General features: G+C 43.8%; 21 protein-coding genes and 1 pseudogene. 10 read left to right on the top strand and 12 right to left on the bottom strand.

Annotation, left to right across the window (positions count from 1 at the left end):
• Window positions 1-125: 125 nt before the first annotated feature.
• Window positions 126-464: a hypothetical protein gene (locus RAH45_RS07140; protein ID WP_225211716.1), complete on the bottom strand. Its 339-nt coding sequence runs from the start codon at window positions 462-464 to the stop codon at window positions 126-128.
• 230 nt (window positions 465-694) lie between these two features.
• Here RAH45_RS07140 and RAH45_RS07145 point away from each other — a divergent pair.
• From RAH45_RS07145 to RAH45_RS13770, 4 genes and pseudogenes are all read left to right on the top strand, one after another.
• Window positions 695-1446, top strand: a protein-coding gene (locus tag RAH45_RS07145) for an IS5 family transposase (RefSeq protein ID WP_306495080.1) whose coding sequence is annotated in 2 segments (ribosomal slippage) — window positions 695-902 and window positions 902-1446 — 753 coding nt in all. Because the reading frame shifts where the segments join, the coding sequence is not laid out codon by codon here.
• Window positions 1447-1487: 41 nt separating this feature from the next.
• Window positions 1488-3437 (top strand): TonB-dependent siderophore receptor, encoded by a 1950-nt coding sequence (locus RAH45_RS07150; RefSeq protein WP_198329173.1) that lies wholly within the window; start codon window positions 1488-1490, stop codon window positions 3435-3437.
• A gap of 105 nt (window positions 3438-3542) precedes the next feature.
• Window positions 3543-4292 carry a siderophore-interacting protein gene (locus RAH45_RS07155; protein ID WP_306495081.1) on the top strand — a complete coding sequence of 250 codons (750 nt, stop codon included), beginning with the start codon at window positions 3543-3545 and terminating at the stop codon, window positions 4290-4292.
• A 76-nt stretch (window positions 4293-4368) separates the two neighbouring features.
• Window positions 4369-5212 (top strand): annotated as a pseudogene (locus RAH45_RS13770) (helix-turn-helix domain-containing protein).
• A gap of 113 nt (window positions 5213-5325) precedes the next feature.
• On the opposite strand, the gene phoR reads toward RAH45_RS13770, so the two are convergent.
• Together phoR and phoB are read right to left on the bottom strand one after the other, a co-directional pair.
• A complete protein-coding gene (gene phoR / locus RAH45_RS07170; protein WP_102076459.1) occupies window positions 5326-6396 on the bottom strand; it encodes a phosphate regulon sensor histidine kinase PhoR in 1071 nt (356 codons plus the stop codon).
• Between the two features lie 209 nt (window positions 6397-6605).
• Entirely contained in the window at window positions 6606-7304 is a 699-nt protein-coding gene (gene phoB / locus RAH45_RS07175; protein WP_102076460.1) for a phosphate regulon transcriptional regulator PhoB, read from the bottom strand.
• 515 nt (window positions 7305-7819) lie between these two features.
• On the opposite strand from phoB, the gene pstS reads away from it, so the two are divergent.
• The 5 genes from pstS (at window position 7820) to phoU (ending at window position 13047) form a co-directional block, all read left to right on the top strand.
• On the top strand, window positions 7820-8980 hold the full coding sequence (gene pstS, locus RAH45_RS07180; protein ID WP_198329169.1) for a phosphate ABC transporter substrate-binding protein PstS: 1161 nt from the start codon (window positions 7820-7822) through the stop codon (window positions 8978-8980).
• Window positions 8981-9261: 281 nt separating this feature from the next.
• A complete protein-coding gene (pstC, locus tag RAH45_RS07185) occupies window positions 9262-10212 on the top strand; it encodes a phosphate ABC transporter permease subunit PstC (protein ID WP_068408342.1) in 951 nt (316 codons plus the stop codon).
• 93 nt (window positions 10213-10305) lie between these two features.
• Window positions 10306-11220, top strand: coding sequence for a phosphate ABC transporter permease PstA (pstA, locus tag RAH45_RS07190; RefSeq protein WP_068408344.1), 915 nt, complete (start codon window positions 10306-10308; stop codon window positions 11218-11220).
• Window positions 11221-11433: 213 nt separating this feature from the next.
• On the top strand, window positions 11434-12213 hold the full coding sequence (pstB, locus tag RAH45_RS07195; RefSeq protein WP_198329172.1) for a phosphate ABC transporter ATP-binding protein PstB: 780 nt from the start codon (window positions 11434-11436) through the stop codon (window positions 12211-12213).
• A gap of 102 nt (window positions 12214-12315) precedes the next feature.
• A complete protein-coding gene (gene phoU, locus RAH45_RS07200; RefSeq protein ID WP_198329171.1) occupies window positions 12316-13047 on the top strand; it encodes a phosphate signaling complex protein PhoU in 732 nt (243 codons plus the stop codon).
• Window positions 13048-13367: 320 nt separating this feature from the next.
• Here the strand turns inward: phoU and RAH45_RS07205 are convergent, their stop codons facing one another.
• The 8 genes from RAH45_RS07205 to RAH45_RS07240 form a co-directional block, all read right to left on the bottom strand.
• The gene (locus tag RAH45_RS07205; protein ID WP_068408350.1) at window positions 13368-13985 is read right to left on the bottom strand and encodes a DUF411 domain-containing protein; all 618 of its coding nucleotides are present in this window, start codon (window positions 13983-13985) and stop codon (window positions 13368-13370) included.
• Window positions 13986-14580: 595 nt separating this feature from the next.
• Window positions 14581-15282, bottom strand: a complete 702-nt coding sequence (locus tag RAH45_RS07210) for a DUF3726 domain-containing protein (RefSeq protein WP_265090568.1) — start codon at window positions 15280-15282, stop codon at window positions 14581-14583.
• A gap of 43 nt (window positions 15283-15325) precedes the next feature.
• On the bottom strand, window positions 15326-17068 hold the full coding sequence (locus RAH45_RS07215; protein WP_198328287.1) for a hypothetical protein: 1743 nt from the start codon (window positions 17066-17068) through the stop codon (window positions 15326-15328).
• 115 nt (window positions 17069-17183) lie between these two features.
• Window positions 17184-17375, bottom strand: coding sequence for a hypothetical protein (locus tag RAH45_RS07220; protein ID WP_227678310.1), 192 nt, complete (start codon window positions 17373-17375; stop codon window positions 17184-17186).
• Between the two features lie 14 nt (window positions 17376-17389).
• A complete protein-coding gene (locus RAH45_RS07225; RefSeq protein WP_265090567.1) occupies window positions 17390-18076 on the bottom strand; it encodes a BCCT family transporter in 687 nt (228 codons plus the stop codon).
• Window positions 18077-18214: 138 nt separating this feature from the next.
• Window positions 18215-19204, bottom strand: coding sequence for a membrane dipeptidase (locus RAH45_RS07230; RefSeq protein WP_198328289.1), 990 nt, complete (start codon window positions 19202-19204; stop codon window positions 18215-18217).
• A gap of 195 nt (window positions 19205-19399) precedes the next feature.
• Window positions 19400-20863 (bottom strand): aldehyde dehydrogenase family protein, encoded by a 1464-nt coding sequence (locus tag RAH45_RS07235; protein ID WP_306495082.1) that lies wholly within the window; start codon window positions 20861-20863, stop codon window positions 19400-19402.
• A gap of 100 nt (window positions 20864-20963) precedes the next feature.
• Window positions 20964-21353 carry a RidA family protein gene (locus RAH45_RS07240; RefSeq protein ID WP_198328293.1) on the bottom strand — a complete coding sequence of 130 codons (390 nt, stop codon included), beginning with the start codon at window positions 21351-21353 and terminating at the stop codon, window positions 20964-20966.
• A 208-nt stretch (window positions 21354-21561) separates the two neighbouring features.
• Between RAH45_RS07240 and RAH45_RS07245 the strand changes: the two genes are divergently transcribed.
• The gene (locus RAH45_RS07245) at window positions 21562-22467 is read left to right on the top strand and encodes a LysR family transcriptional regulator (protein WP_198328294.1); all 906 of its coding nucleotides are present in this window, start codon (window positions 21562-21564) and stop codon (window positions 22465-22467) included.
• Window positions 22468-22675: 208 nt separating this feature from the next.
• On the opposite strand, the gene RAH45_RS07250 is transcribed toward RAH45_RS07245, so the two are convergent.
• Window positions 22676-23803, bottom strand: coding sequence for a M14 family metallopeptidase (locus tag RAH45_RS07250; protein ID WP_306495083.1), 1128 nt, complete (start codon window positions 23801-23803; stop codon window positions 22676-22678).
• Window positions 23804-24001: the final 198 nt, after the last annotated feature.

Here is a 24001-nt window from a genome sequence, read left to right on the forward strand (position 1 = left end):
ACAATTACTGCCATTGTAGAAAATATAACACTACAGTGCGGCATGGGTCAAGTCATATAATAATACCTAGACAAGCCTGCTCTTCCTTGCTTTATTTTTTAAATTTTATTAAGTGGATTAGTACCCTACATCATCATTTCTTCACTAATAGAGTCTCCTTCGTGCAAAGCATTAAAAAGCTTTACCTCTGCAACCTTTATTAATGCCTCTCGCTTAGCATAGGTGTAATTTTGAGTAGCATTCGAGTCAAACAAAAGATCTTCGCTGTTCTGTTTTTGCCATTCAACAATACTTTGTAAAAGCTCAGCGCAATAAGCCTCTCGAGCTTCATCAAATAATGGCGTGTCAATGGTAGGAGCATCACCAATATCATCTGCGACCGTAGTGATTGCTAACATCATAATGGCATCAAAACTTTGTGGGCTAACTTGTATGTCTTTTTCCTGTTTTATATCTAACATCATCTTACCTGCTATTTTCTAATCAAGAATTTGTATGACGCTATACTAGATTCTTAATGTGACAGACTAATGACATCATCATAATTACATGCTTTCAACCAGCTCACAGCTTATTGCTAGGTTAGATCTATACTTGGCAATATCATTATTAGGGCGTGTCCCTAATTGGCAAAAAAGTATATATCTTCTAAAATAAAGCATACACTTTATAAAATAAGAGGTATATAAGAAAAATGGCCAGACAAGCATTGACCGATAATCTCTGGGAACAGCTACAAGTGACTATGGCACAACATGGTTGCTACCGAAAAGATAAGAATCGTGACGTGATGGAAGCCATTCTTTGGAAACTACGTACAGGTGCTCCTTGGCGTGATATACCTGAAGAATTATGCCCATGGAAAACCGCTTACAACCGTTTCAATCGATGGTCAAAAACGGGTTTGTGGGAGAAATTTTTTTTAGCCTACGAAAAGAAGTTGATACGGAATGGGTATTCATCGACGGAAGCTATGTTCGCTGTCACCAGCATGCAAGTGGAGCTCGGCGTGGTGAAGATCGAGCAATTGGACGAAGCCGTGGCGGAGCAACTACAAAGATACACCTATCCTGTGATGCCGATGGATATCCGCTCGATTTTAAAATCACTGGGGGTGAAGTCCACGACAGTCAAGTTGCAGGTGAATTGATTGACATGATTGGTCAAGCTGATTACTTTATCGCTGATAAAGGCTATGACTCAGAAGCCATCAGAGACAAAGCCCGTACCCACGATATGGTGCCTGTCATCCCTAAAAGGAAAAATGCCAAACAGCCTAATCCAGAGTTTGATAGCTATTTATACAAACTGCGCCATTTAGTAGAAAATATGTTTGCGAGACTCAAGCACTTCCGTAGTATAGCCACTCGCTATGAGAAGTTGGCTCGTAATTTTAAGTCAATGCTTTATCTGGCGTGTACTATCATTCATTGCAAGATGAATTGAGGACACGCCCTAAAACTGCATTAGACCCTAGTGATGCCCCAATGAGCTATAGCAGAATCAATCAAGAACTATTACAAAAACGTCAAGCAGATAGCGTTAATGCGGCGTTACGTTATGAGCCTGGGGTGAGTACTGAGAGCCGCGGTACGGTATCTATTTTTGATGAATACAACATTCGTGGTTTTAAGACTTATTCCAATTTTTATGATGGATTGCGCCTCCCCTACGACGGCGCTTGGAACCTGATGCCGCAAGTAGACATTTATGCGACTGAAGCGGTAGAAGTGTTAAAAGGCCCAGCATCTTCACTTTACGGCTACGCGGCACCAGGTGGCATGGTCAATCAGGTCGCCAAAACACCAAAAAGCACCCAAGAGTCTGAAGTACAGTTGCGCTTTGGCAATCAAAACCTCAAAGAAGTGGCAGTCGATATGACCGGCCCTATCTCAGATACGCTTAATTATCGCTTGGTGGCATTAAAACGTAAAAAAGAGGGTCAGATGCAGACCACAGAAGAAGAGCGCACTTTAATTAATCCGTCACTTGAATGGCGACCGACAGAAGATGTCTCCGTTCTTGCCAATATTTTTTATCAAGACGATCCAGAGATGGTGCCTTCTACCCCGCTGCCGGCTGTTGGGACAGTCTACAATGCCAGTTATGGCAAGCTAGGCAGGGATGCCTACGCAGGAGACGAATGGAATCATTTTAGCAAAGAAGTTCTGATGCCAAGTGTGACTGTCAACTGGGCTATCAATGACAAATTAACCTTTAAGCATATCCTACGCTATACCGATGCCGAAGCGCAGCAGCGCAATATGTACAATCAAGAAGGGTTTATCACGGGTAGCGATAAGATTTTAAATCGTGTGGCCTATACCACTGATGAAAAGATGAACAACTGGACCACCGACAATCAGCTGGCTTATCAGTTAGATACTGCCAATACATCGCACAATTTATTATTCGGTGTGGAATATCAAGAAACGGACAGTAGCGCCACTTATTACGATGCTGGCGCAGATGGCACCCCCAACCTTGATTTGTCCAATCCCGATTTTTCGCAAATCGATGCTGGCACACTACCATTAGATATTTATCGACAGAAACAAGACATCGAACAAAGCCAGCTGGGATTTTATTTACAAGATGAGATGCAGTGGCAAGATTTGACGGTAGTGGCAGGATTACGCCACGATAAGTTCGACAGTACTACCGAGCAAACCGACGCCTCTAAAGGTGCGGTTTATAGTAACAAAACGATTGATAACAGCGCATCAAAAACCAGTGGTCGCCTTGCTGCCATTTATGACTTTGATAATGGCTTCTCTCCTTATGCCAGCTATTCACAGTCGTTTCAGCCTGTTGTCGGTAGCAACTTTGTTACTAATAAGGCATTTGAGCCCACCACCGCTGACCAGTTAGAAGCTGGTATCAAATATCTGTCCCCAGATCGCGCCACACAAGGAACGTTGGCGGTGTTTGATATTACGCAAAAGAACGTCGTGGTGGCTGATGAAATCAGTTATAGAAGTCAAACTCAAACGGGTGAAATCACCTCTAAAGGGTTCGAGGTTTCAGGCAGCCACATGCTAAGTGATTGGGTAGATATTGCTGCAAGCTACAGCTATACCGATGCTGAGATTACCGAAGATGAATTCAACCCTGACGTGGTCGGCAATACGCCAGCACAAACCGCTAAACACAAAGCAACACTGTGGGCAGACTATTACGCCACAGATAAGCTTACTCTCAATGCAGGGGTTCGATATGAAGACGGCATGCAACTTGATAAGCAAAATTCAGACGAGCTGCCAAGTGTGACCTTGGTAGATATTGGTGGCAGCTATCAAATCCATCCGATGCTCACCGTTGGCGCTAGTATCAATAATTTGTTTGATAAAACCTATGTCGGTACTTGCTACGATAGTAATAACTGCTGGATGGGACCCGAGCGCCAGATGTCCGTCAGTCTAAAGGCCAACTTTTAAACAATATAGAGCTTATCATTACTAGAGAATGTCCGTTTTATATACTGGCGCTATCTAAACTGATAACTTAAAAAATGAAACACTTAAATTAAGAAAGGCATTAAAATGGCAAAACCCGCTCCAAGAACATTGAATGTTGTTCGTACCAAATACATCACGCCACAGATGTACCGCGTCACGCTTGGCGGTACTGGCCTGCTTGACTTTCCAAAAGATCAAGAAAGCGCTTATATTAAACTCATATTTCCTCAAGACCATGGGGCTCGGCCACTGATGCGCACTTATACCATTAGCGGACAACGTGAGGATGAAATAGATGTGGATTTTGCTTTGCATGACGCTGAAGGGCCTGCTTCAATGTGGGCACGTAACGCCCAAGTGGGTGAGCAAATATTGGTCGGCGGCCCAGGGCCAAAGAAGCTGATTAATAATGAGGCAGATTGGTTTTTATTGGTTGGTGATATGACAGCGCTACCAGCCATTAGCGTTAATCTTGCCCAGCTACCTGCTGATGCCTGCGGCTATGCAGTCCTTGAGGTCACCAGTGAAGCGGATAAGCAACTACTCAAAAAACCAGACAACGTTGACATTCACTGGGTGATCAACTCACATCCAAATACCGAAAGCAGCCCATTACTTGAAAGGGTTAAAACGCTTACGTGGCTAGCAGGCCAGCCTGCGGTGTGGGCAGCATGTAAATTTCATAGTATGCGCGCCCTGCGCCATCACTTTAAAACATATTTTTCAATACCAAAAACGCATTTATACATATCCAGCTATTGGAAAGTCGATAGCACAGAAGACCAGCATAAAGTTGAGAAGCAGAAAGATGCAAAAAATCTAGGGGCTGTATAGAATTGAGGAACCATTGAAAAACATAAGCAACGCCTTACTCTACTGTTTACCACAACAAAGAAATAAGGCATCACTTATGACTCGCACCAAGCTCAACGATGAACTTTGGCACAAGCTATTTATTATATTGCGACAAATTAACGTATATAACAAGCCCAATCTAAGACGTACCGTTGAAGGCATGCTGTACCGCATAAGAGTAGGCTGTCCATGGCGAGACTTACCTTCTTATTTCGGTCATTGGTCTCGCATATATCATCAATACCGTTATTGACGTAAAACCGGTAAATGGCAAAAGCTCATGAAAATAATCACTTAGATTAACACATGAAGTGCAATACCAAATGCAAGGTGAAAAAAAGACCTAGATGCGCTAGCATCAAAGTTTTTATCCACCGACCAAAGTGAGATTGCAACCATGAGCTATACACATCTAAGCCTAGGTGAACGATACCAGATTTATGCCCTTAAAGGGGCAAAACATAGTATTAATTTTATAGCGAGGGCGTTAAACAGAAGTCCCAGTACCATATCAAGAGAGCTTAGGCGTAATAAAAGCCTACGAGGTTACCGAGCAAAGTATGCTAATAACAAGGCTTGTGACAGACGGGCTAACAACGCCACAACTATTGTGGCTGACCTCTGGGCATGGGTGACAGACAAGCTTAAAGAGAACTTGCGTCCTGAGCAAATATCTGGCGTTCATGGTGGTATCAGTCATACCCGTTAAGTCGAACTCTAAAAACAGCAACAATGACACACTAGACTGGTATTTGTATCGTTGCCGTCACTTGGTAGAAAACGCTTTTGCTAGGTTGAAACATTTTAGGGGCATTGCCACGCGATATCATAAGCTCAAAGATAGCTATGCAGCAGCGGTAATGCTTGCTTGTGTCTTTATCTGGTTGCCACTCATTTGAATTCTATACACATCCTAAAAGGTATTGTTAAATTATCATAATCGCTATGTTGAATTGACCGAGGAAGGTAAACGATAATAAACCTAAAGGCTAAAAGCTAAAAGGTAAGAAACTCAATCTATAACAGCTGAACGAATATGAGCGGCGGGGAAAACGGCGCTAAATGTCGAGCCTTTGCCTTCTGACGATTCAATTTGCAAAGTCGTGTCATATTGATATAACACATGCTTTACAATCGCCAGCCCCAGCCCCGTACCACCTGTCGCACGACTGCGCCCGCTATCCACTCGATAAAAACGCTCGGTCAACCGTGCGACATGTTGTGGCGCAATACCAATACCATCATCACTGACGGCAAACCGACAGCCTTCTGCAGTCTTTGCCCAGCTGATGACGATATTACCTGCTTTTGGCGTGTATTTAATCGCATTAATCACCAAATTGGATAACGCACTGTTCAAATACATCTCCGAGCCGTAAAGACCATCATAGGTATCTATCTGTAAATGCAGCGTATGGCCATATCCTTGGTTGTAAGCCTGCGCATCATCATAGACATGCGTGAGCAGCTTGGTCATATCAATATAATGCAGCTCATGTGTCTCTTCGATTTCAATCCGAGACAGCAGCAGCAAGTCATTGACCACTCTATTCATGCGCGCGGTCTGCTGCGTCATTAATTCAAAGCCGCGTCGCCATTGCCGCGGCATGTCTTCCTGATCTGAGAAATTTTCCAGATAGCCCATCAGTACAGTCAATGGCGTTCGTAACTCATGCGAGACATTTGCCACAAAGTCGCGGCGCATTTGCTCTAAGTGTTGTAAGCGGGTCACATCATAAATAATCAGCAGCTTTTCATCGCCAAAAGGCGTGAGCTCACATTTAAGATAACGGTTAGGATCTTGCCATGACTTCATATGTACACCATCATTGGGTGTCACCATGCTCTGATAGTATTGCCGAAACTCAGGGACGTTAATAAAGTCAAAAATACTTTTGCCATGATCCGCTGACTGCAACAATAACAAATCCTCGGCGGCCTGATTCCACCACTCCAAACCATCATCGTCGTTTAGCAAAATAACCGCATCTCGCAGTGCGCGTAAGGCACTTCTGATTTTTTTCAGCTGATCGGTGGAGTATTGCTCGATGTCCTGTTGCTCAATATCCCTTGGCGTTATCATGTGTTTCTCTCTTTTTTATTACCAGTATGATGCTTAGCACTTATTATTAGCACTGACTATTCTTAGCACCAAATATTCTCAGTACTTATGCTTCTCAGTACTCAATATTCTAAATATTTATGCCTCTGGGCACTGAATGTTCTTAACGCTGGTTTCCTGCCTCGTAAGCTGCCTTGTAAATAATGGGCTATTTTTCAAAATCGATAGCGTTATTCAACCAGACTCGAAAACCGATAACCGGTACCGCGAACCGTTTGAATCAAGGCACTGCAACCATAAGGCTGTAGTAATTTGCGTAAACGCCGGATGTGCACATCAATCGTACGATCTTCGATATAGACATTGCCGCCCCAGACCTGATCTAGCAGCTGGGTGCGCGTATAAGCACGCTCGGGATGACTCATAAAAAACGCCAGCAAGCGATATTCTGTCGGTCCGATATCAATGACTTTATTATCAGCGGTGATACGCTGGCTTTTAGGATCGAGGCTAAGCTTGCCTATTTCAATTGGCTTATCGCTACTAAGCGCACGACTACGGCGTAATACGGCTTTGATTCTGGAGATTAATTCACGCGTTGAAAAGGGTTTGGTCATATAGTCATCAGCGCCCGCATCAAGCCCATGAACCTTACTATCTTCCTCACTTTTGGCCGTCAGCATAATCACGGGTATCTCAGCCAACATCTCATCATTTTTAAGCATACGGCAAAAATCAATACCACTTTTATCACCCGGTAACATCCAATCTAGCAAAATCAACGCGGGTCTATGATCCACCACTTGTTGATGCGCTTCTGCGACGTCAGCCGCTTGTAAACTCTCAAAGCCCGCCATCTCTAGCGTCATTACCACCATCTCACGAATTGCAGGTTCATCTTCGACAATCAAAATCTGCTCATTGCGCATACCATCGCCTCATTATTGAAAGACAAAAAATTGGAAAACAAAAATACTAAGCCCTTATCAACGTCTGCCCATTAAACGGCTTAATTATGACAGTTTGATGACACAGTGACTCGATACGTTAAATGCTGCGCCTTAAACATTGCAGCTCAAACACTGTACTTTCAGCCCTATACTTTAAGCGCTGTGCTTTGAACGCTTAGCCTTAAACCCTTACGCCCCAAAAAAAACCAACGGCTCATCATAACGAATTTTGCGCTAGATAGCAGCCGCAATCCCCTTAAACGACTGCTTTATTGGGCTGCGTTTTTAATTGACCAACTTTTTTCATAAAAATGTCTTATTTCATCAAACTGTCATATTTGCTCGGCACAATGTGCTCATTGACTACCGAGCGTCTTTGTAGCAAAACCTTGCTAACCAAACATCGTTAGCAATACATTACTAAAAACCTGGGCAGCGACATTGTTATTCATAAACGCCCCATACTTAAATCTGATTACTTTCTAGGAGAAACAATGCGTTATTCATTAATGGCTTTAGCAGTCGCGAGTACCTTTACCTTAGCTGCTTGTAATCAACCCCCCAATAGTAATGAAAGCAATGAGCCCGCTACTTCGGCGCAATCAACCACCGCGCCTACCGACACCGCAAACGTTCAGTCGACAGACGTCCAATCAACAGACAATGTGTCGATGAATATCACCGGCGCTGGCGCCTCTTTCCCGCAGCCTATCTATGCTAAATGGTCAGATGCCTACAATAAAGCAACAGGCGGTCAAGTGAACTATCAGTCGATTGGTTCATCGGGCGGTATCAAACAAATCGTCGCAAAAACGGTGGATTTTGGCGCGTCCGATGCGCCGATGACGCCAGCGGAATTAGAGGAAGCCGGTCTGATTCAATTCCCGACCGTTATCGGCGGCGTGGTACCTATCGTCAATATCGATGGCGTTGCGCCTGGTCAATTGAAGCTCGATGGAAAAATGCTCGCTGACATCTATCTTGGTAAAATCAGCAACTGGAATGACCCTGCCATCAAAGCTATGAATCCTGACTTAAGCCTTCCTGACGCCGCCATTACCACAGTGTTCCGCTCAGACGGTTCGGGCACAACTTTTAACTTTACCGATTATTTAGCCAAAGTGTCAAACGATTGGAAAGACAGCGTTGGCGTCGATAAAACCGTGAAATGGCCAACCTCGGCAACCGGTGCTGGCGGTAAAGGTAACGAAGGCGTGTCAAGCTATGTGACGCGTATGAAAAACTCTATCGGCTACGTTGAATACGCTTATGCTAAGCAAAACAGCATGGCACACGTTGCTCTAAAAAATGCCGCTGGCAACGTCGTGCAACCATCTGCGCAGACATTCGCCGCCGCTGGTGACATCGATTGGTCAAAGCAAGAAGGCTTTTATAAAGTCATCACCAACTCTGAGACCGATCAAGCATGGCCTATCGCTGCTGCGACCTTTATCTTAGTCCATAAACAACCGCAAGATGCCAAACAAGTGGCAGGTGTCCTTAACTTCTTTGACTGGGCTTATGCTCAAGGCGATGATGACGCGATGAGTCTTGATTATGTGCCTTTTTCAGATACGGCCGTGGCTTTATTTAAGGCGAAATGGAACGAGGTGGTAGACAGCGAAGGTAAGCCTGTCTATACCTCAGCACAGTAGCTCGAAGCTTTTTAATTCGAAGCTTATTAATTCGAGAAGAAGCCAGTCGAGAATAAGCTAACTAATGCCATCAAGCAAATACTGAAAAGCGTGTTTGCTTGGTGACGTCTTAGCCGTAGTGAACTTAAGATTCGGTCGTTAGATGATACAGTTTATTACGGTAAGACGCTAAAGCTAAAACCCCTAAGGTTTTTTACAATCAAGCTTTCACACTAGCAAGCGTTAACACAGTTAATCATTAACATAATGAAAAGTTAGAGCGATAAACAACAGAGGCTTTTATGGCAGACCTAAAATCCCAACTGGCAAAACAAAAACGCTTTGACGCGGTTTTTGTTAATGCCACTAAAGCATTTGCAATCTTGGTGCTCTTGTCGCTTGGCGGCATCATGCTGTCATTGATTGTCGGTGCATGGCCAAGTATCACTGAGTTCGGTTTGGGATTTTATACCAGTAATAACTGGGATACGGTGAACGATCAATACGGTGCGCTTGCACCCATTTACGGTACGGTGGTCACTTCACTCATCGCTATCTGTATTGCCGTACCAGTCAGCTTTGGGATTGCTATCTTTTTAACGGAACTTTGTCCCAATTTTTTGAAAAAGCCATTGGGTATTGCTATCGAGCTGCTGGCAGGCATTCCTTCTATCATCTATGGCATGTGGGGCTTGTTTGTCTTTGCACCGTTTTTTGGTGATCATATTCAACCTTGGTTTATTGAAAATATTGGCCCCCTACCTATTATTGGTAAAGTTTTTGCCGGTGCGCCGATGGGACTGGGTATGTTTACCGCCTCGTTAATACTGGCAATTATGATTATTCCCTTTATCGCTGCCACCATGCGCGATGTTTTCTCTGTGGTGCCAGACCTGCTAAAAGAGTCCGCGTACGGCATGGGCGCAACCACGTGGGAGGTGATGTTTAAAATCATCTTACCTTATACCAAAGCAGGTGTGGTTGGTGGCGTGATTTTGGGACTGGGTCGAGCGCTTGGCGAGACGATGGCCGTGACCTTTTTAATTGGTAATGCCTTTAATATTAGCCCAAGTCTATTCACATCTGGGGTGACCATTACCTCAGCGCTGGCCAACGAGTTTGCCGAAGCGTCAAGTGAGCTGCATCTCGCGTCATTATTACATTTAGGGTTAATCCTGTTTGTCATTACCTTTATCGTTTTATCAATATCTAAACTCATGCTCATGCGTATTGACCAAAAAGCAGGCAATTGAACACACTATTCTAAATAGCCAAAAAAACAAGCCAAAACGAACTAAGACACGTTATTTGCAGCCATTATTTGACCTAAGAAGGACAAACACTTCATGACTTTCGCACCAGTCACCACTCAAACTGCCGAACCAAACCAGTCTTCTGTACGCTTTGAAGATCGATACAACAAGCGGCTTTATAACAAGCGCCGTTTTATCAATAGACTGGGACTTGGTTTTGCTTTATCAGCGCTTGTATTTGGTTTGGTTTGGCTGATTTGGATTTTGATGACGTTGTTTGTTGAAGGCATGCAAGGTTTAATCGAGATGCCTGTCTTTATGGCAGATACCCCGCCACCGATGGGCGAAGGTGGTCTACGTAATGCCATTGTTGGCTCAGCAATGTTGGCTTTTTCGGGCTTAGCGATTGGTGCGCCAATCGGCATGATGGCGGGCATTTATTTAGCAGAATTTTCACAGGGCAGTATGTTGGGTAAAGTCACCCGATTTTTAAATGATATTTTATTGTCTGCCCCATCCATTGTGATTGGTTTGTTTATTTATGCCTTGATGGTCAAAGGACAGAGCTTTTCGGGTTGGGCTGGTGCATTAGCGTTGGCGCTAATTGTGATTCCTATTGTCGTGCGTACGACGGAAAACATGCTAAACCTTGTACCTAATACACTACGCGAAGCGGCTTATGCATTGGGTACGCCAAAATGGAAGCTGGTCAGTACCGTGACCCTGAAGGCTGCCAAAGCCGGTCTGACTACCGGTGTGCTGCTCGCTTTTGCGCGTATTACCGGTGAAACCGCGCCCTTGCTATTTACCGCGCTAAACAACCAATACTTTAGTACCGATATGAGTGAGCCAATGGCCAACTTACCCAACACGATTTATCAGTTTGCGATGAGCCCTTATGATAACTGGCATGCACTGGCTTGGGCGGCGGCGCTACTCATTACCGCGACAGTATTATTCTTAAATATTGCGGCGCGCTTTATCGGTGGCAAAGACCATAGCAGATAATTCAAGGCTAACAGAAGCACAGCTAATAGTAAAAAAACACCCCCATTTAATAAAACTTTAAAACAGATGGATACCATTATGACTGATTTATTAGAGAGAAAAGCGACTAAGCCGATGACAGATACCAGCAGCAAACGCCGTTTACTGGATGACGCTATGTTTAACAATGGTCAGCATAAACAGCCAGATATTGCCCATCTTATCAAGCAAACCATGGCGGACATGCCCGACAATATGCCGCCTGCCAAGATTACCATTCGCGATTTAGACTTTTATTATGGCGATTTTCAAGCATTAAAAAACATCAATATCGATATTCCAGAAAAAAAGGTCACCGCTTTTATTGGTCCCTCAGGCTGCGGTAAATCAACGCTGCTACGTACCTTTAACCGTATGTATGACTTGTATCCGAGTATGCATGCTGAAGGTCAAATTACCCTTGATGGCCAAAATATTTTGGCAAAAGATACCGATGTTAATTTGCTGCGTGCGCGTGTCGGTATGGTTTTTCAAAAACCTACACCCTTCCCGATGTCCATTTATGACAACGTCGCATTTGGCGTCCGTCTCTATGAAAAGCTCAGCAAAGCAGAGATGGATGAACGTGTCGAGTGGGCACTCAAAAAGGCGGCGTTATGGCTGGAAGTCAAAGATAAACTCAAAGCGTCAGGATTGTCATTATCTGGCGGTCAACAGCAGCGACTTTGTATTGCCCGCGGAGTAGCAACGAAACCTGAAGTCTTGCTATTAGATGAGCCAACGTCCGCGCTTGACCCTATATCCACTGGCGCGATTGAAGATTTGATTACCGATTTAAAAAACGACTATACCATTGCTATCGTCACCCACAATATGCAGCAGGCCGCGCGCGTCTCCGACTACACCGCTTATATGTATTTGGGGGACATGGTAGAAATGGGGGAAACAGATCAAATATTCACCAACCCAGCACAAAAAGCGACTGAAGATTATATTACCGGTCGTTATGGCTAAGTCGCTGTTCGCTTAAAGCAATCATTTCTAGCAGTCATTTATCACGCTACTCATTTTGGCAATATTTTTATGAGCAACACCAATACGATTAAGGAAGCAAGCATGGCGATAACGGCAAAGCATTTATCAAAGAGTTTTGATAATGACTTACATGACGTGATTGAGCTGTTTATGCAAATGGGTCACATGGCAGCAGAGCAAGTCATGGTTGCGACACGCGCCTTGATAGCTGCAGATGAGGCGACCGCGAAAAAAGTGATTGAAGATGATCATCTGATCAATCAGCTAGAGATTAAAATCGATGAGCAAATCATTTTGTTGGTCGCCAAACGCCAACCAGCTGCCAATGATTTGCGTTTAGTCATGGCGCTTAGTAAAGGCATTGTTGATTTTGAGCGTGTCGGTGACGAAGCAGAAAAAATTGCCCGTATGGCCTGCAAATTGATTAAAAATGGTGCATCTCCAAGAGGCTATTCAGAGGTTCAGCATTTATCCAATCAGGTGCGCCTGATGCTGCTTGATGCGATTGACGCCTTTTCGCATATGAATCCTCAGCAAGCGTTTTCGGTATTGCAAAGTGATACAGTGGTTAATGAAGAGTACCAATCTGCCACTCGAGCCTTGATGACCTATATTATGGAAGACAGCCGCCATGTGTCCAAAGTGATTAACATACTTTGGGTATTACGCGCCTTAGAACGGGTGGGCGATCACGCTAAAAACATTGCTGAACTGGTCATTTTTTACACCAGCGGCAAAGATGTGCGGCATACAGATTTTATGCAAGTCGAACAAATCGTCCAGCAAACAACTGATGCTGGCCGGCATGAGTAATAATATTAATAAATAGACAAAAAAATTTTCTCAATTAACCCCTCTTCAAGGCCTTTATATATACTTAGTTATACATCTTTCTTAAGCGCCGTTACTTGTATTAAAAACAGTTTATGCCTATCTTTTCTAGTCAAGAGTTTGCCACGCTCTCATACTTATTCAAAAAAGCCATTATAGGCCTCATAAATAGAGATCTATAATGGTTTAATCCTATCTTTTCTCAGGTGGTATAAGAATTTTCTGATGTAAATACTTTCTCTTTACATAATTTCCTTATTATTAATAAGTTAGCGATGGACAGTAAAAATCATCCTTTTCAGCTATAACTGGGCATTGGCGCTATCAACCTCAGCATATACCGCTGTGCTACCGTCTTTGTTGATTTGCATCACTTGATAAGGTGAAAATTTATTTTGGTACTCCATCCCGGGGCTACCCATTGGCATACCGGGTACGGCAAGACCAATAGCCTCGCTTGGCGGATTGGCTAAAAACTGGGCTATATACTTGGCAGGCACATGACCTTCGAATACATAACCGTCGCTCGTGACCGCCGTGTGACAAGAGCGCATATTGCTCGGGACACCATAGCGTTCTTTAAAAACTGCTAAGTCGGCGACATCTTGTCCCGCCGCAGTCATACCGTGATGTTCGGCATGGCTAATCCACTCCTTACAGCAGCCACAATTGGCATCTTTATAAACCGTCGCAGAGACGTTTCTCAGCGCATCACTGTTACTGCTAGAGCTCGTCGACTCAGTTTTAGACGTTTGGACTTTTGAATTCTGGCTGTCTGTTGCCGTCTCTACAGGCGCTGTGGTTGCAGCAGTGGTATTGGTGTCGTTACAAGCAAATAACGACGATGTCACTGTCAGTAGGATAAGCGCACCAAACAATTTATGCTGCTTAAAAGTTAAGTTATGGTTATCAGGTTTCATACATACCCTCTCGTCATTTATTGTTTAATGTCGCATGTGATATTTATAATCAAAAAGAGCTGTCTTTCATTTTTAAATTTGGAGCAATACGTTAAGCGTTTGACCCGATATCACGACACTATCATCATACATGCATGATACATGAATCCTTCTGACTAACAGGTGACGTTAAGATTACAATATTGTCATTCTCCCACTTTGAAATTTTCACAGATAATTTATTTGACAATTTTTAAGAAAAAACAAAAGGGCAGTACTAGGGCGTGTCTTCATTTTAAAAATGGTGATAAAAATGAGATAAATTGCAGTCAAACAAGGAAAATAGCGCCGTTAATATCGGGATATTACCTAGCTATTTGATGAAGTTTGGCAAAATTTAGCCATTTTTAGCCCATTTAGATGTCCATCGATTGAATTGAAGACACGCCCTAAAAACAATCTGCAAATAACAATATTTAAAGCAGCGGCTATAACAGTGCTCTTGATAAGAAAAGCGATGAGATCTTGCATAGGATATAGAGAAAGGATTGAGGACTGCGTCACTGCTTATCCTCCATTAATAGAATAAGCAGCGATTATTTATATAGACTGGACTTTATCTCTTATACACCCCCAGCCCCTTTATTTGACGTCTCATTATCTTCGACCAATATTGCCGCCGCGCTTTTTTGAGCGTCGCCCACTGCTCATCATCGACATAAATGCCTTCTTTCCAAGCGCGCTGATGGGTTTCAAACAATTCATCCGTCGAAATCTTACGATCAAAATGCTGAATATCCTGCTCAATATCAAAGTTAGCCGTCGATAATTCAATCACCATATCATTGGTATTGTAGTTGTCCTGCGCCTCATTAAAAAAATACAAATCAGGATAAACAAACCTTTTATCTAAAGTGAATACCGTATGCTTAGGAGCGCTACCATTATCCCATTTAGCGAGACATGCAAACCCTTTTGAGGCCAGTTTTGCAAGCTCGCTGTAGGCTAGCCAGCGGTTATGACAGTTTTTTAGATAGATTTTAAAATGCTCGCGATCGCCCATTTTTTCAAGCGCATAGTCCATCACGGCAGGCAGATGACAAACCAGACTGCTACCATACAAATCTAAAACAACCTCACCCTCTGCTTGATGCACAATATCGATAGGCATATCGCGCTCAGATAAAATAAACGGACTGGCATTATTAAAATGCAAAACACCATTAAGCCCCGCCATCTGTAGCTCAGCCACCATAGAGGCGATCAGATCTGCCTCGCCTACTTCACGCTGCAACCCTAAAAAAGCTTTATTGACCATGGTCACGATTTCATTGTGCGATACAATAATGTCTTGATACTCCTTATTGGGCGGCTAATGGTAAAGTTGATAAGTCATGTATTTTTGGTACAAGAGGAAATAGCCATTCATCGCTATCTACTTCATCGAATAATGGCGCGCCTTGGAACAGGGTCACGCGTACCCAACGATCGGATCTCGGATCAAACTTGGTGGCCCCAAACATGGACAATTTACAGCGCAATAAATGCATCGGTAGTGCGGTTTTTTGCAAGACATTAATCTGAATGTCACCCATCTTTTTATGACCCAACGTCCAGACGCGTCGGGCGATGGTGCGGTATTTTGGCTGGGTTAAAATGAATTCAGACAATAGCTGCTGAGAATTAGCTTGTTTTAGTGCTAAATACAGGGTATTCGCTTGGCGGCCGATATCTAACAAAAATTCTTTATCATCGCCATGCTCTTGGCCGCGCACGCCCATTCTCGGCTCTTCTTTATCTTCAGAGCGATACCAAAACCAATAGACATTCTCTTCGGCAGAAAAATCAATACTAATCGCCCACTGATAACGCGCTTCCAATACTTCAATTAAGTCTTGAACCACTTTACCACTAGGCAATGACATGGTTTCATCAGCATTTACTTGGCCGGCAAATCCATCCACACGCTCAGGATATAGCTCCATCATACAAGAGATAATAACCTCTTGGCTCTCAAAACTGAGATGATCGTTGCGCTGTAAAAAATCCGCCCACGTGTTACATTTTTTCAGCTCAGATGTCAGCTTGCTTTGTAATTGGGTTAGCTCCGTCACAATCGTATGGTTAAGCATAATTTGTGGCTCATTGATGGTAACGACTTCTGAAAAATGCTGAATGGCGCGACTCATCAAGGTTGAAAATTGCGCTATTTGATTATCATCGGCTTCAAAGTCGATATCGCAAACCAATACCGCTTGCAATGCCGCTTCACGCGTACTTAACCATTGATCCACCACACAAGGATGATTGATCAAATAAGGCGCCATACCAAGACCGGTGGCATTACCGATACCTAAGTAGCGTTTAATCTCTGGATGTAGGCTGACAGCCTTATTACCACCTCTTTTCTTCGCCAAATAATCCACCCAATCAAGACTAAATTCTCGGATAAGATACACCGCACACATCTGCGCGCGAAAAGATTGGTTAAAATCTTCACTATGATCTAGAGGTTTGAAATCGTAAATACCAAACTTACCATTGCCATAAACCGCGGTGGTGCGCAAGATATAACCGACTTTGGCTAGTACTTCTAAATCAGGCTGTTTGCCATCGGCAAGTGCGCTGACAACATGATCAAAGACGCGCACGCTTTTATTAGCACGAGCCAGTACCATGACCATGTTTGAGTTGCGACCGGCTTCTTGTAGTGGCACATTAACTTTTAGATTTGCTAATAGCTCATCGCCGATTTCGCCGTAAACCAAAGCAAAGGTCACATCCCACTTTTGCGCAATCACGCGGTCATTACGCTCTTCATCAGCGATTTGATTGCAAAATACCACCAAATGATAAATATGCTCCGGCGTTTGCAAACGATAAATCACTTGTCCGTAGCCGTCATCATCTAAATCCCAAAGATGCTTACTGAGTGTCCAATTTTCTTGATCGATTTTACGCAATAGCGTACGCACAAAACTGATACGCGTTTGGTGCATCGCGCCCAGTCTTTCAGAGTGCATCACCACATCGGGGGTACGAAAGCTGACCGCGTCTAGCTTGGCATTTTTCAGCATTTCGCTGTTTGGCAAAGTATGTTCCATATAACTATCACCTTAAATATATCTCAAGCTCATCACTTATCGGGCAATTTTAAAGACTCACTATTATTTATGACTTTAATGTGCAAATAAGTTATGCGCTTTATTAATGATGCATTCAATCGATTTTTTTCACAATCTCTTGAGTAGCAAGTTTTTCTTCCGCAATTTTATGAGCCGTCTCAACACGGTTAGGACGATAAAGGTCTTGGTCGCGCGCCATTTGTTGCGCAATTTTGGGACCATTCCATAACGACGGTAGGAGAATGAAAGATACCGGCACCGCGGTAATGACAATAAAAGACTGCAAAGCTGTGACGCCCATCATAATGTGATACAGCAAGCATCGATAATCGCGCCCGTTTGACCCGTGAGTACGCGCTCGCCAAACATAGGATACAAAAGCGTACGAGGTTTGAGCGGCAAGCCTTTGTCATAATGCAGATGCATCACCACAATGGCGGTCAAGCTACCGACAATCGACCACGCCAAAAAACCCCAGTGCATAAAGGATTGCGAAAGTGCATTAATAGCGCGTTGTTGGATATCAGCAAATTCGCCGTAAAGAGGCGGTGCCGATACAAAATGCGCAATAGGTTCAGCGGCCGCCCAAAAGACACCGCCGCCCGCAAGCAGTGTACAAAATAGAATCGCCATCCATTTAAAGCTATCCATTTCAGGCTTAGGCAGATTACCTAAAATGACCCGTCCTGTGCGGCCTGCCCCAACTGCTAAAGCAATCACAAAAGTAGCTAACAATAAGATTTGCCAAAACGGCCCAAAGACTTTAGCCGACCAGACAAAACCTATATTGACTATTTCTGCTAGGCGCTCTTCGGCAAAAATTGCCATCAGCACAAAGACAATGATAAAGCCGCCGCTGTACCAAAACGCTGGATTATAGAGCCCTAAGGTATCAGATGAGTCTTGGTTCAAATCCTCATGTACTTTTACAGTATTATGCGAGCGTCCATGCTCATTATTTCGGTTAAGTCCCTTTAAGTAGGCCATGATGTGGCTCCATATGATAATCTTGCGTCATTTAAATTAGCGTTACATCTAAATTGTGTTATTGCACCTGTCCATACTTTAATGTTTCTGGTTTACATGCTATTTAATGTTATCTAACACCCACTAACGCGTGAGCACTTAGGTTAAAGGCTTGATGCCAGCCTCAAGAAAATTAAACCAGTTTTGTCCGATAATCTTGCCAGCGTCTGTGTCATCAAAACCATGTTTGAGCAAACCGTTGTAGATGTTCTCCATACCGTCCTTGCCAGCGAACCACGGCAAGGTGTCCGGCCAGCCTGAATTGTTGGCATTGCCTTCACCATAATCCATGGCCTTTGACCAACGTCCATTGCGCATCCATTCAAGCACCGCTTGTGGCTGGTTTAAGCACAAATCACTGCCAATGGCTAAATGCTCTACGCCATACTTATCGGCACAATCAGCAATCATGCGACAAAAATCATCAAGCGTACAGTTGCTACCATTCGGCAAATGGAAGGGATATAAGCTAAAACCCAACAGACCACCTGCTTGGGTTAAGGCGCTAATGACCGTATCGGATTTATTACGTAAGGCATCATGTGCTGTGGTTGGATTGGCGTGGCTGATACAAATTGGACGGCTCGATATCTCAATAGCCTCAAGCGTTGATTGCTCAGCGCTATGTGACATATCGATAATCATGCCGACGCGATTCATCTCTTTGATGGCTTGTTGACCAAAACGTGTCACACCGCTATCGTTTTGCTCATAACAGCCGGTCGCTAGCAAGCTTTGGTTGTTATAAGTTAGTTGCATAATCAGCAATCCCAAACGGCGCATGACGCTAATTAAGCCAATCTCATCATCAATAGGTGAGCAGTTTTGCGCGCCAAAAAAGATACCGACTTTGCCTTGCTCCTTTGCAGTCTTAATATCAGCGACCAAATAAACGGGCAAAATCAAATCGCTATTTTGCTCAAAGCGCCTATGCCATTCGCTAAAGCGCGTCAGGGTTTGGCGCGCATCTTCATGATAGACCAAGGTCGCATGTACCGCGTCGATACCGCTGGCTTGTAGCATCTTAAAGTAGTCTCGATCCCAGTGGCTATACTGCAATCCGTCAATGACGATATGGTCTTGGTACATATCAAATTCCCTTTTTATACTTTTTAAAATGGTGTCGATATAAAATAAAGCAGTGCCATAAATACCGACACATAACTGGTATAATTTTTTTTCGCTTGCTGTTCGCCATGCTCGCCGAGGCTACAAAAAATTTATCCCAGCCATACTTCCTTCTACGCTAGAGCCACTAAGTGACCAACTCTATAGTGATTTTGCTTAGTACGCTTTTTGATAAGCCGTCTTGACGATGGTATAAAACTCTTTGGCATATTGGCCTTGCTCACGCGGACCAAAGCTCGACTCTTTACGACCACCAAACGGCACATGATAATCGGTACCTGCTGTCGCCAGATTGACCATGACACAGCCCGCTTGCACTTGTTCTTTAAATAGCGAGCTGTTACGCAAGCTTTGGGTGATGATGCCGCCGGTTAAGCCAAAACGCGTGTCATTGGTCATGGCAATGGCTTCTTCTAAATTCTTGACACGCATGACGCAAGCGAGCGGCGCAAATACTTCTTCTTGGTTGATATCCCAGCTATTATCAGTATCGGTAAACAAGGTTGGCGACATATAATAGCCGTCATGGGCCATCTCTAGACGCTCGCCACCAAAGGCTAAATTGGCACCAGCCTGCTTGGCTTTTTCAATCCAATCCATGTTAGACGCTAGCTGCTTGTCATCAACGATAGGACCCATAAAGATACCGTCATCCAGCGCATGACCGACTTTTAAGGTTTTCATTTTTGCAATCACGCCATCGACGAACGCATCATGAATACCGTCCATCACAATCAAACGTGAGGATGCGGTACATTTCTGACCTGAGCCACCAAACGCGCCAGCAACCGCCGCATCAATAGCCACTTGCAAATCGGCATCATCAGCGATAACCAAGGCATTTTTACTGCCCATCTCAAGTTGGCAACGCACAAAGTTAGGCGCCGTTGCCGCCGCAACTTTGCGGCCGGTTTCTACTGAACCGGTAAAGCTGACTGCATCGATATCTTTTGAATTGATAAGCGCATCGCCAACTGATGAGCCGCCACCGAGCACTAAGTTAAACGTACCTTCTGGCAAGCCTTGACGGTGAATGATTTCTGCTAAAGCAACGGCGCTGGCTGGCGTTAAATTGGCAGGCTTCCAAATCACACTATTACCAAAGGCCAACGCTGGGGCGATTTTCCATACCGCGGTCGCCGTTGGAAAGTTCCAAGGTGAGATAATAGCGACGACACCGACAGCTTCGCGGGTGACTTCAACTTTGACGCCAGGGCGGACTGAATCAGCAAGGTCGCCCATTTGGCGCAGCACTTCGGCGGCATAATAGTGAAAGAACTGCCCTGCGCGATAAATCTCACCGCGACCTTCCGCAAACGGCTTGCCTTCTTCGCGTGATAATAAAGTACCTAGCTCATCACAGCGCGCAATCATCTCATCGCCAATCGCTTGCAAGATAGCTTGCTTTTTTTCCAACGGTACCGCTTCCCACTTTGGCTGGGCACGGCGCGCGGCAGCGATCGCATCTTGTACTTGCTTACTGCTGGCTTGAGCAAATTCACCAATCGTTTCTGTGATATCAGAGGGGTTAATATTGGCAATGGTATCGCTACCTGCCTGCCATTCACCGTTGATATAAAGCGATTTTTTTGGGTCTTGTTTGAGCGCTTGAGTTGACATAACAACATCCTTTATAAAGAGTTTGGGTGCGTTTATTTAAAAACATACAATGAAATTAAGTGATAAAAACCGTCTAACGCTTATAAATTAGCGTTTAATCTTAAGGCACAGCCGCGTAAACGACCAATTCGACCAGCATTTCTTCTCGTGCCAAGCCTGAGATGACTAAAGCTGCGCGGTTGGGGTAAGGCGCCTTGAAATATTCTGCATAGACTTGGTTGACGGTTTTTAGATAGTCGCGGTCAGTGACATAAATGAGCACTTGTAATACCGCATCCATACTACTGTTAGCACATTCTAAGGTGTGCTTTAAATTATCAAGGGTTTGGCGGGTTTGCGCTTCGATGCCAGCTGCGACTACCTCACCGTTTCCATCAATAGGAATTTGCGCGGTGTATAACGTGCCATTATTGGTGATTGCCCACTCAAGTGGCGATTTTGAGGCATAAAGTGCGGTATTAACCGCTTGTTTGGTTGAGTGAGTGCTCATTTTTTCAATCCTTGTCGTAGGTGGCTTTATCAATCCTTTATTTCTAATCCTTATGCTACCCATTTACATACGATAAATCTAACTAATTAAATATTAAATATGATAGATTTAATCTATCACTTAGATTTGTATTAATTTAACGACTTATGACGTTATGAAAGTGCGTAAAATTAAACAGTAAGCAACGCTTATAAAGGTAGCCAATATTATGAAATTACAACAATTACGTCATTTTTTAATCGTGGTAGAAGATGGCGGTTTTCGAGCGGCTGCCAGTCGCGCCAATCGCTCGCAAGCGGCTATATCTGCATCGATAAAGGAGTTAGAAAAGACATTGAACCAAAGCTTATTTGAAGTTGGCAATAAAGCGACACTGACGCCGTTTGGTGAAAGCTGTGTACCCAAAATTCAGCAGTTCCTGAGCATTTATCAAACGTTAGAAGATGATTTGCAAGCGATTGCAGCTGGAGAAAAAGGTAAGATTAGGATTGCAAGCGTACCATCACTGGTCACAAAGCTGCTGCCAAGCGTTTTGGTTGCTTATTCTAAAAAATATCCTGATATCGAAATTGTCTTGATAGACGATAATGCGGTGGGTGTGGCGAATCGCTTACTGACGGGTGAAGTGGATTTGGCATTGGGCAATTGCACCAGTATCGATCAAGCTGACATTGATTTTACGCCGCTTATATCAGACCCTATCGGCGTGGTTTGCTTAAAAAGCAATGAGTTAAACCAGTTAAACAAAAACGGCGAGTCAAACCAAACATCAGGATTACATTGGCAACAACTGATGTCGCAGCCCTTTATTTATAATGGCACTTGTAGATTACTTGAAAACACGCCTGCTGAAGCCCTAAATCGTAAAGCGCGTTATACAGTAGAAAATATTACCTCCTTGTTTTCATTATTAAGGAATGATTTGGGCATCACTACCCTACCAAAACTGGCTTTCCCAGCTAATGAGCCCGAGCTGGTCTGGATAAAGTTGCTGGAGCCATCTTTAGACAGACAAATTGGTATTTTTAAACGTGCGGACAAAACCATCTCTGTGGCTGCTCAAGCTTTTTATGAGCTATGCATTGACTATGTGCAAAATCATTATCTGATGTAGTCTATAGAAAATAATCGGTGTTATATTTTATAAATAAGAATGCAAAATTACTGCTACCCGCCATTTAATAACCTTATAATTGCCTAGAGCAAAAGCTAAAAACTGAGTGTTTAAGCCGCTGCTCTAAGCAATTCAACCCTGCCAATTAAACCATCACTATTAAATTATTGTCATGAAACCATCTGATTAACTCACAAAAAGTTTATGACTAACGCAACTCATCAACGACCGCCAGCATAGCGACCAATGAAGCTTCCCCTAATTTAATAGAACGCTCAGGTGACCAACCTGTATCTTCAAAAGGTAAATTGGCATTCTCTTTAAATGGCATCTCTAAAGTGTTGGCAAGGCAATCAAAACGCTCGGCTACCCAGTGGGTGGCAATCGTCATATTTGCTGTGCCCGGCGCATCAATGTCATAACCAAATTCAGACTGAAAATCGGTACTGGCCAATTTTAAGACTTCTGAGAATTTATCACGTAGATGGGCAAGGCGGTCGTTATAGCTTGGCGTGCCCTGCGAGCCGGCAAGGAACACATACGGCAGCGCTTCATCGCCATGCACGTCATAAAACAAGTCCACGCCCGTTTCTTCCATTTTATTGATGACATGAAACACTTCAGGGCTTTTTTCTAAGCTTGGGTTTGCCCATTCACGGTTTAGATTCGTCCCTACCGCATTGGTACGCAGATGCCCGCGCACACTGCCATCAGGATTCATATTCGGTACGATATAAAAATTGGCTTTTTCCAATAACAACTTAGCCGTGGCACTATCCTCGTCTAACAAACTGTTCAATAGCCCCTCAACCAGCCATTCAGCCATTGTCTCGCCCGGATGCTGGCGCGCCGTAATCCAAATACTGCGCTTCTTGCTATCACCATTACCTACTTTTACTAAGGTTAAGTCGCGTTTATCAAGCGTTTCGCCCAAATGCTCTAAACACGCGAGCGGATGCACTTGCACCGCCGCCAACAAGTCTTGATGACGCTCATAACTGTACGGGGCGAAATACGCAATTTGAATATTTTCGCACGCAAGCTCTGCCGTTATCGTTAACTTACCATCCTTATAAGAGGTTGGCAGACGGAACCAATACTCGCGATCATAGGAAGCCACCGCTTGATAATCCTCCCAACCTGCAAGGTAGGACGCCTTCCCTGCATTCATAATGTTTAGCACATACTGCTCGCCAACTTCGCCTGATAGACGAAAGTTAAACCACTGAAAAAACTCTCCGCCCACGTCTGGACGAATCGCCAATTGAATGTTGGTTTGATCTTCTGCATTGATAACCTCAATATTACCGGCATCGAAATTTGCGCTGATATGCATAATTTTTTCCTAATGGTTTTTGTAAATTAAAAGACAGATACTAAAAAAACTTATACTAAATACCATATTTTGTCCATCGTAGTAGGATGGACTTTATGGCAAACTTATGATGAAGCAGAATTGCTAAGCTTCGTTAATAATTTTTATTTACTTAACTTTAATGGCTTAGCCTTAATTACTTAACTTAATTGCTTAGCT

The sequence above is a fragment of the Psychrobacter sp. van23A genome, assembly GCF_030845275.1.
GTDB classification, from domain to species: Bacteria; Pseudomonadota; Gammaproteobacteria; order Pseudomonadales; family Moraxellaceae; genus Psychrobacter; species Psychrobacter faecalis.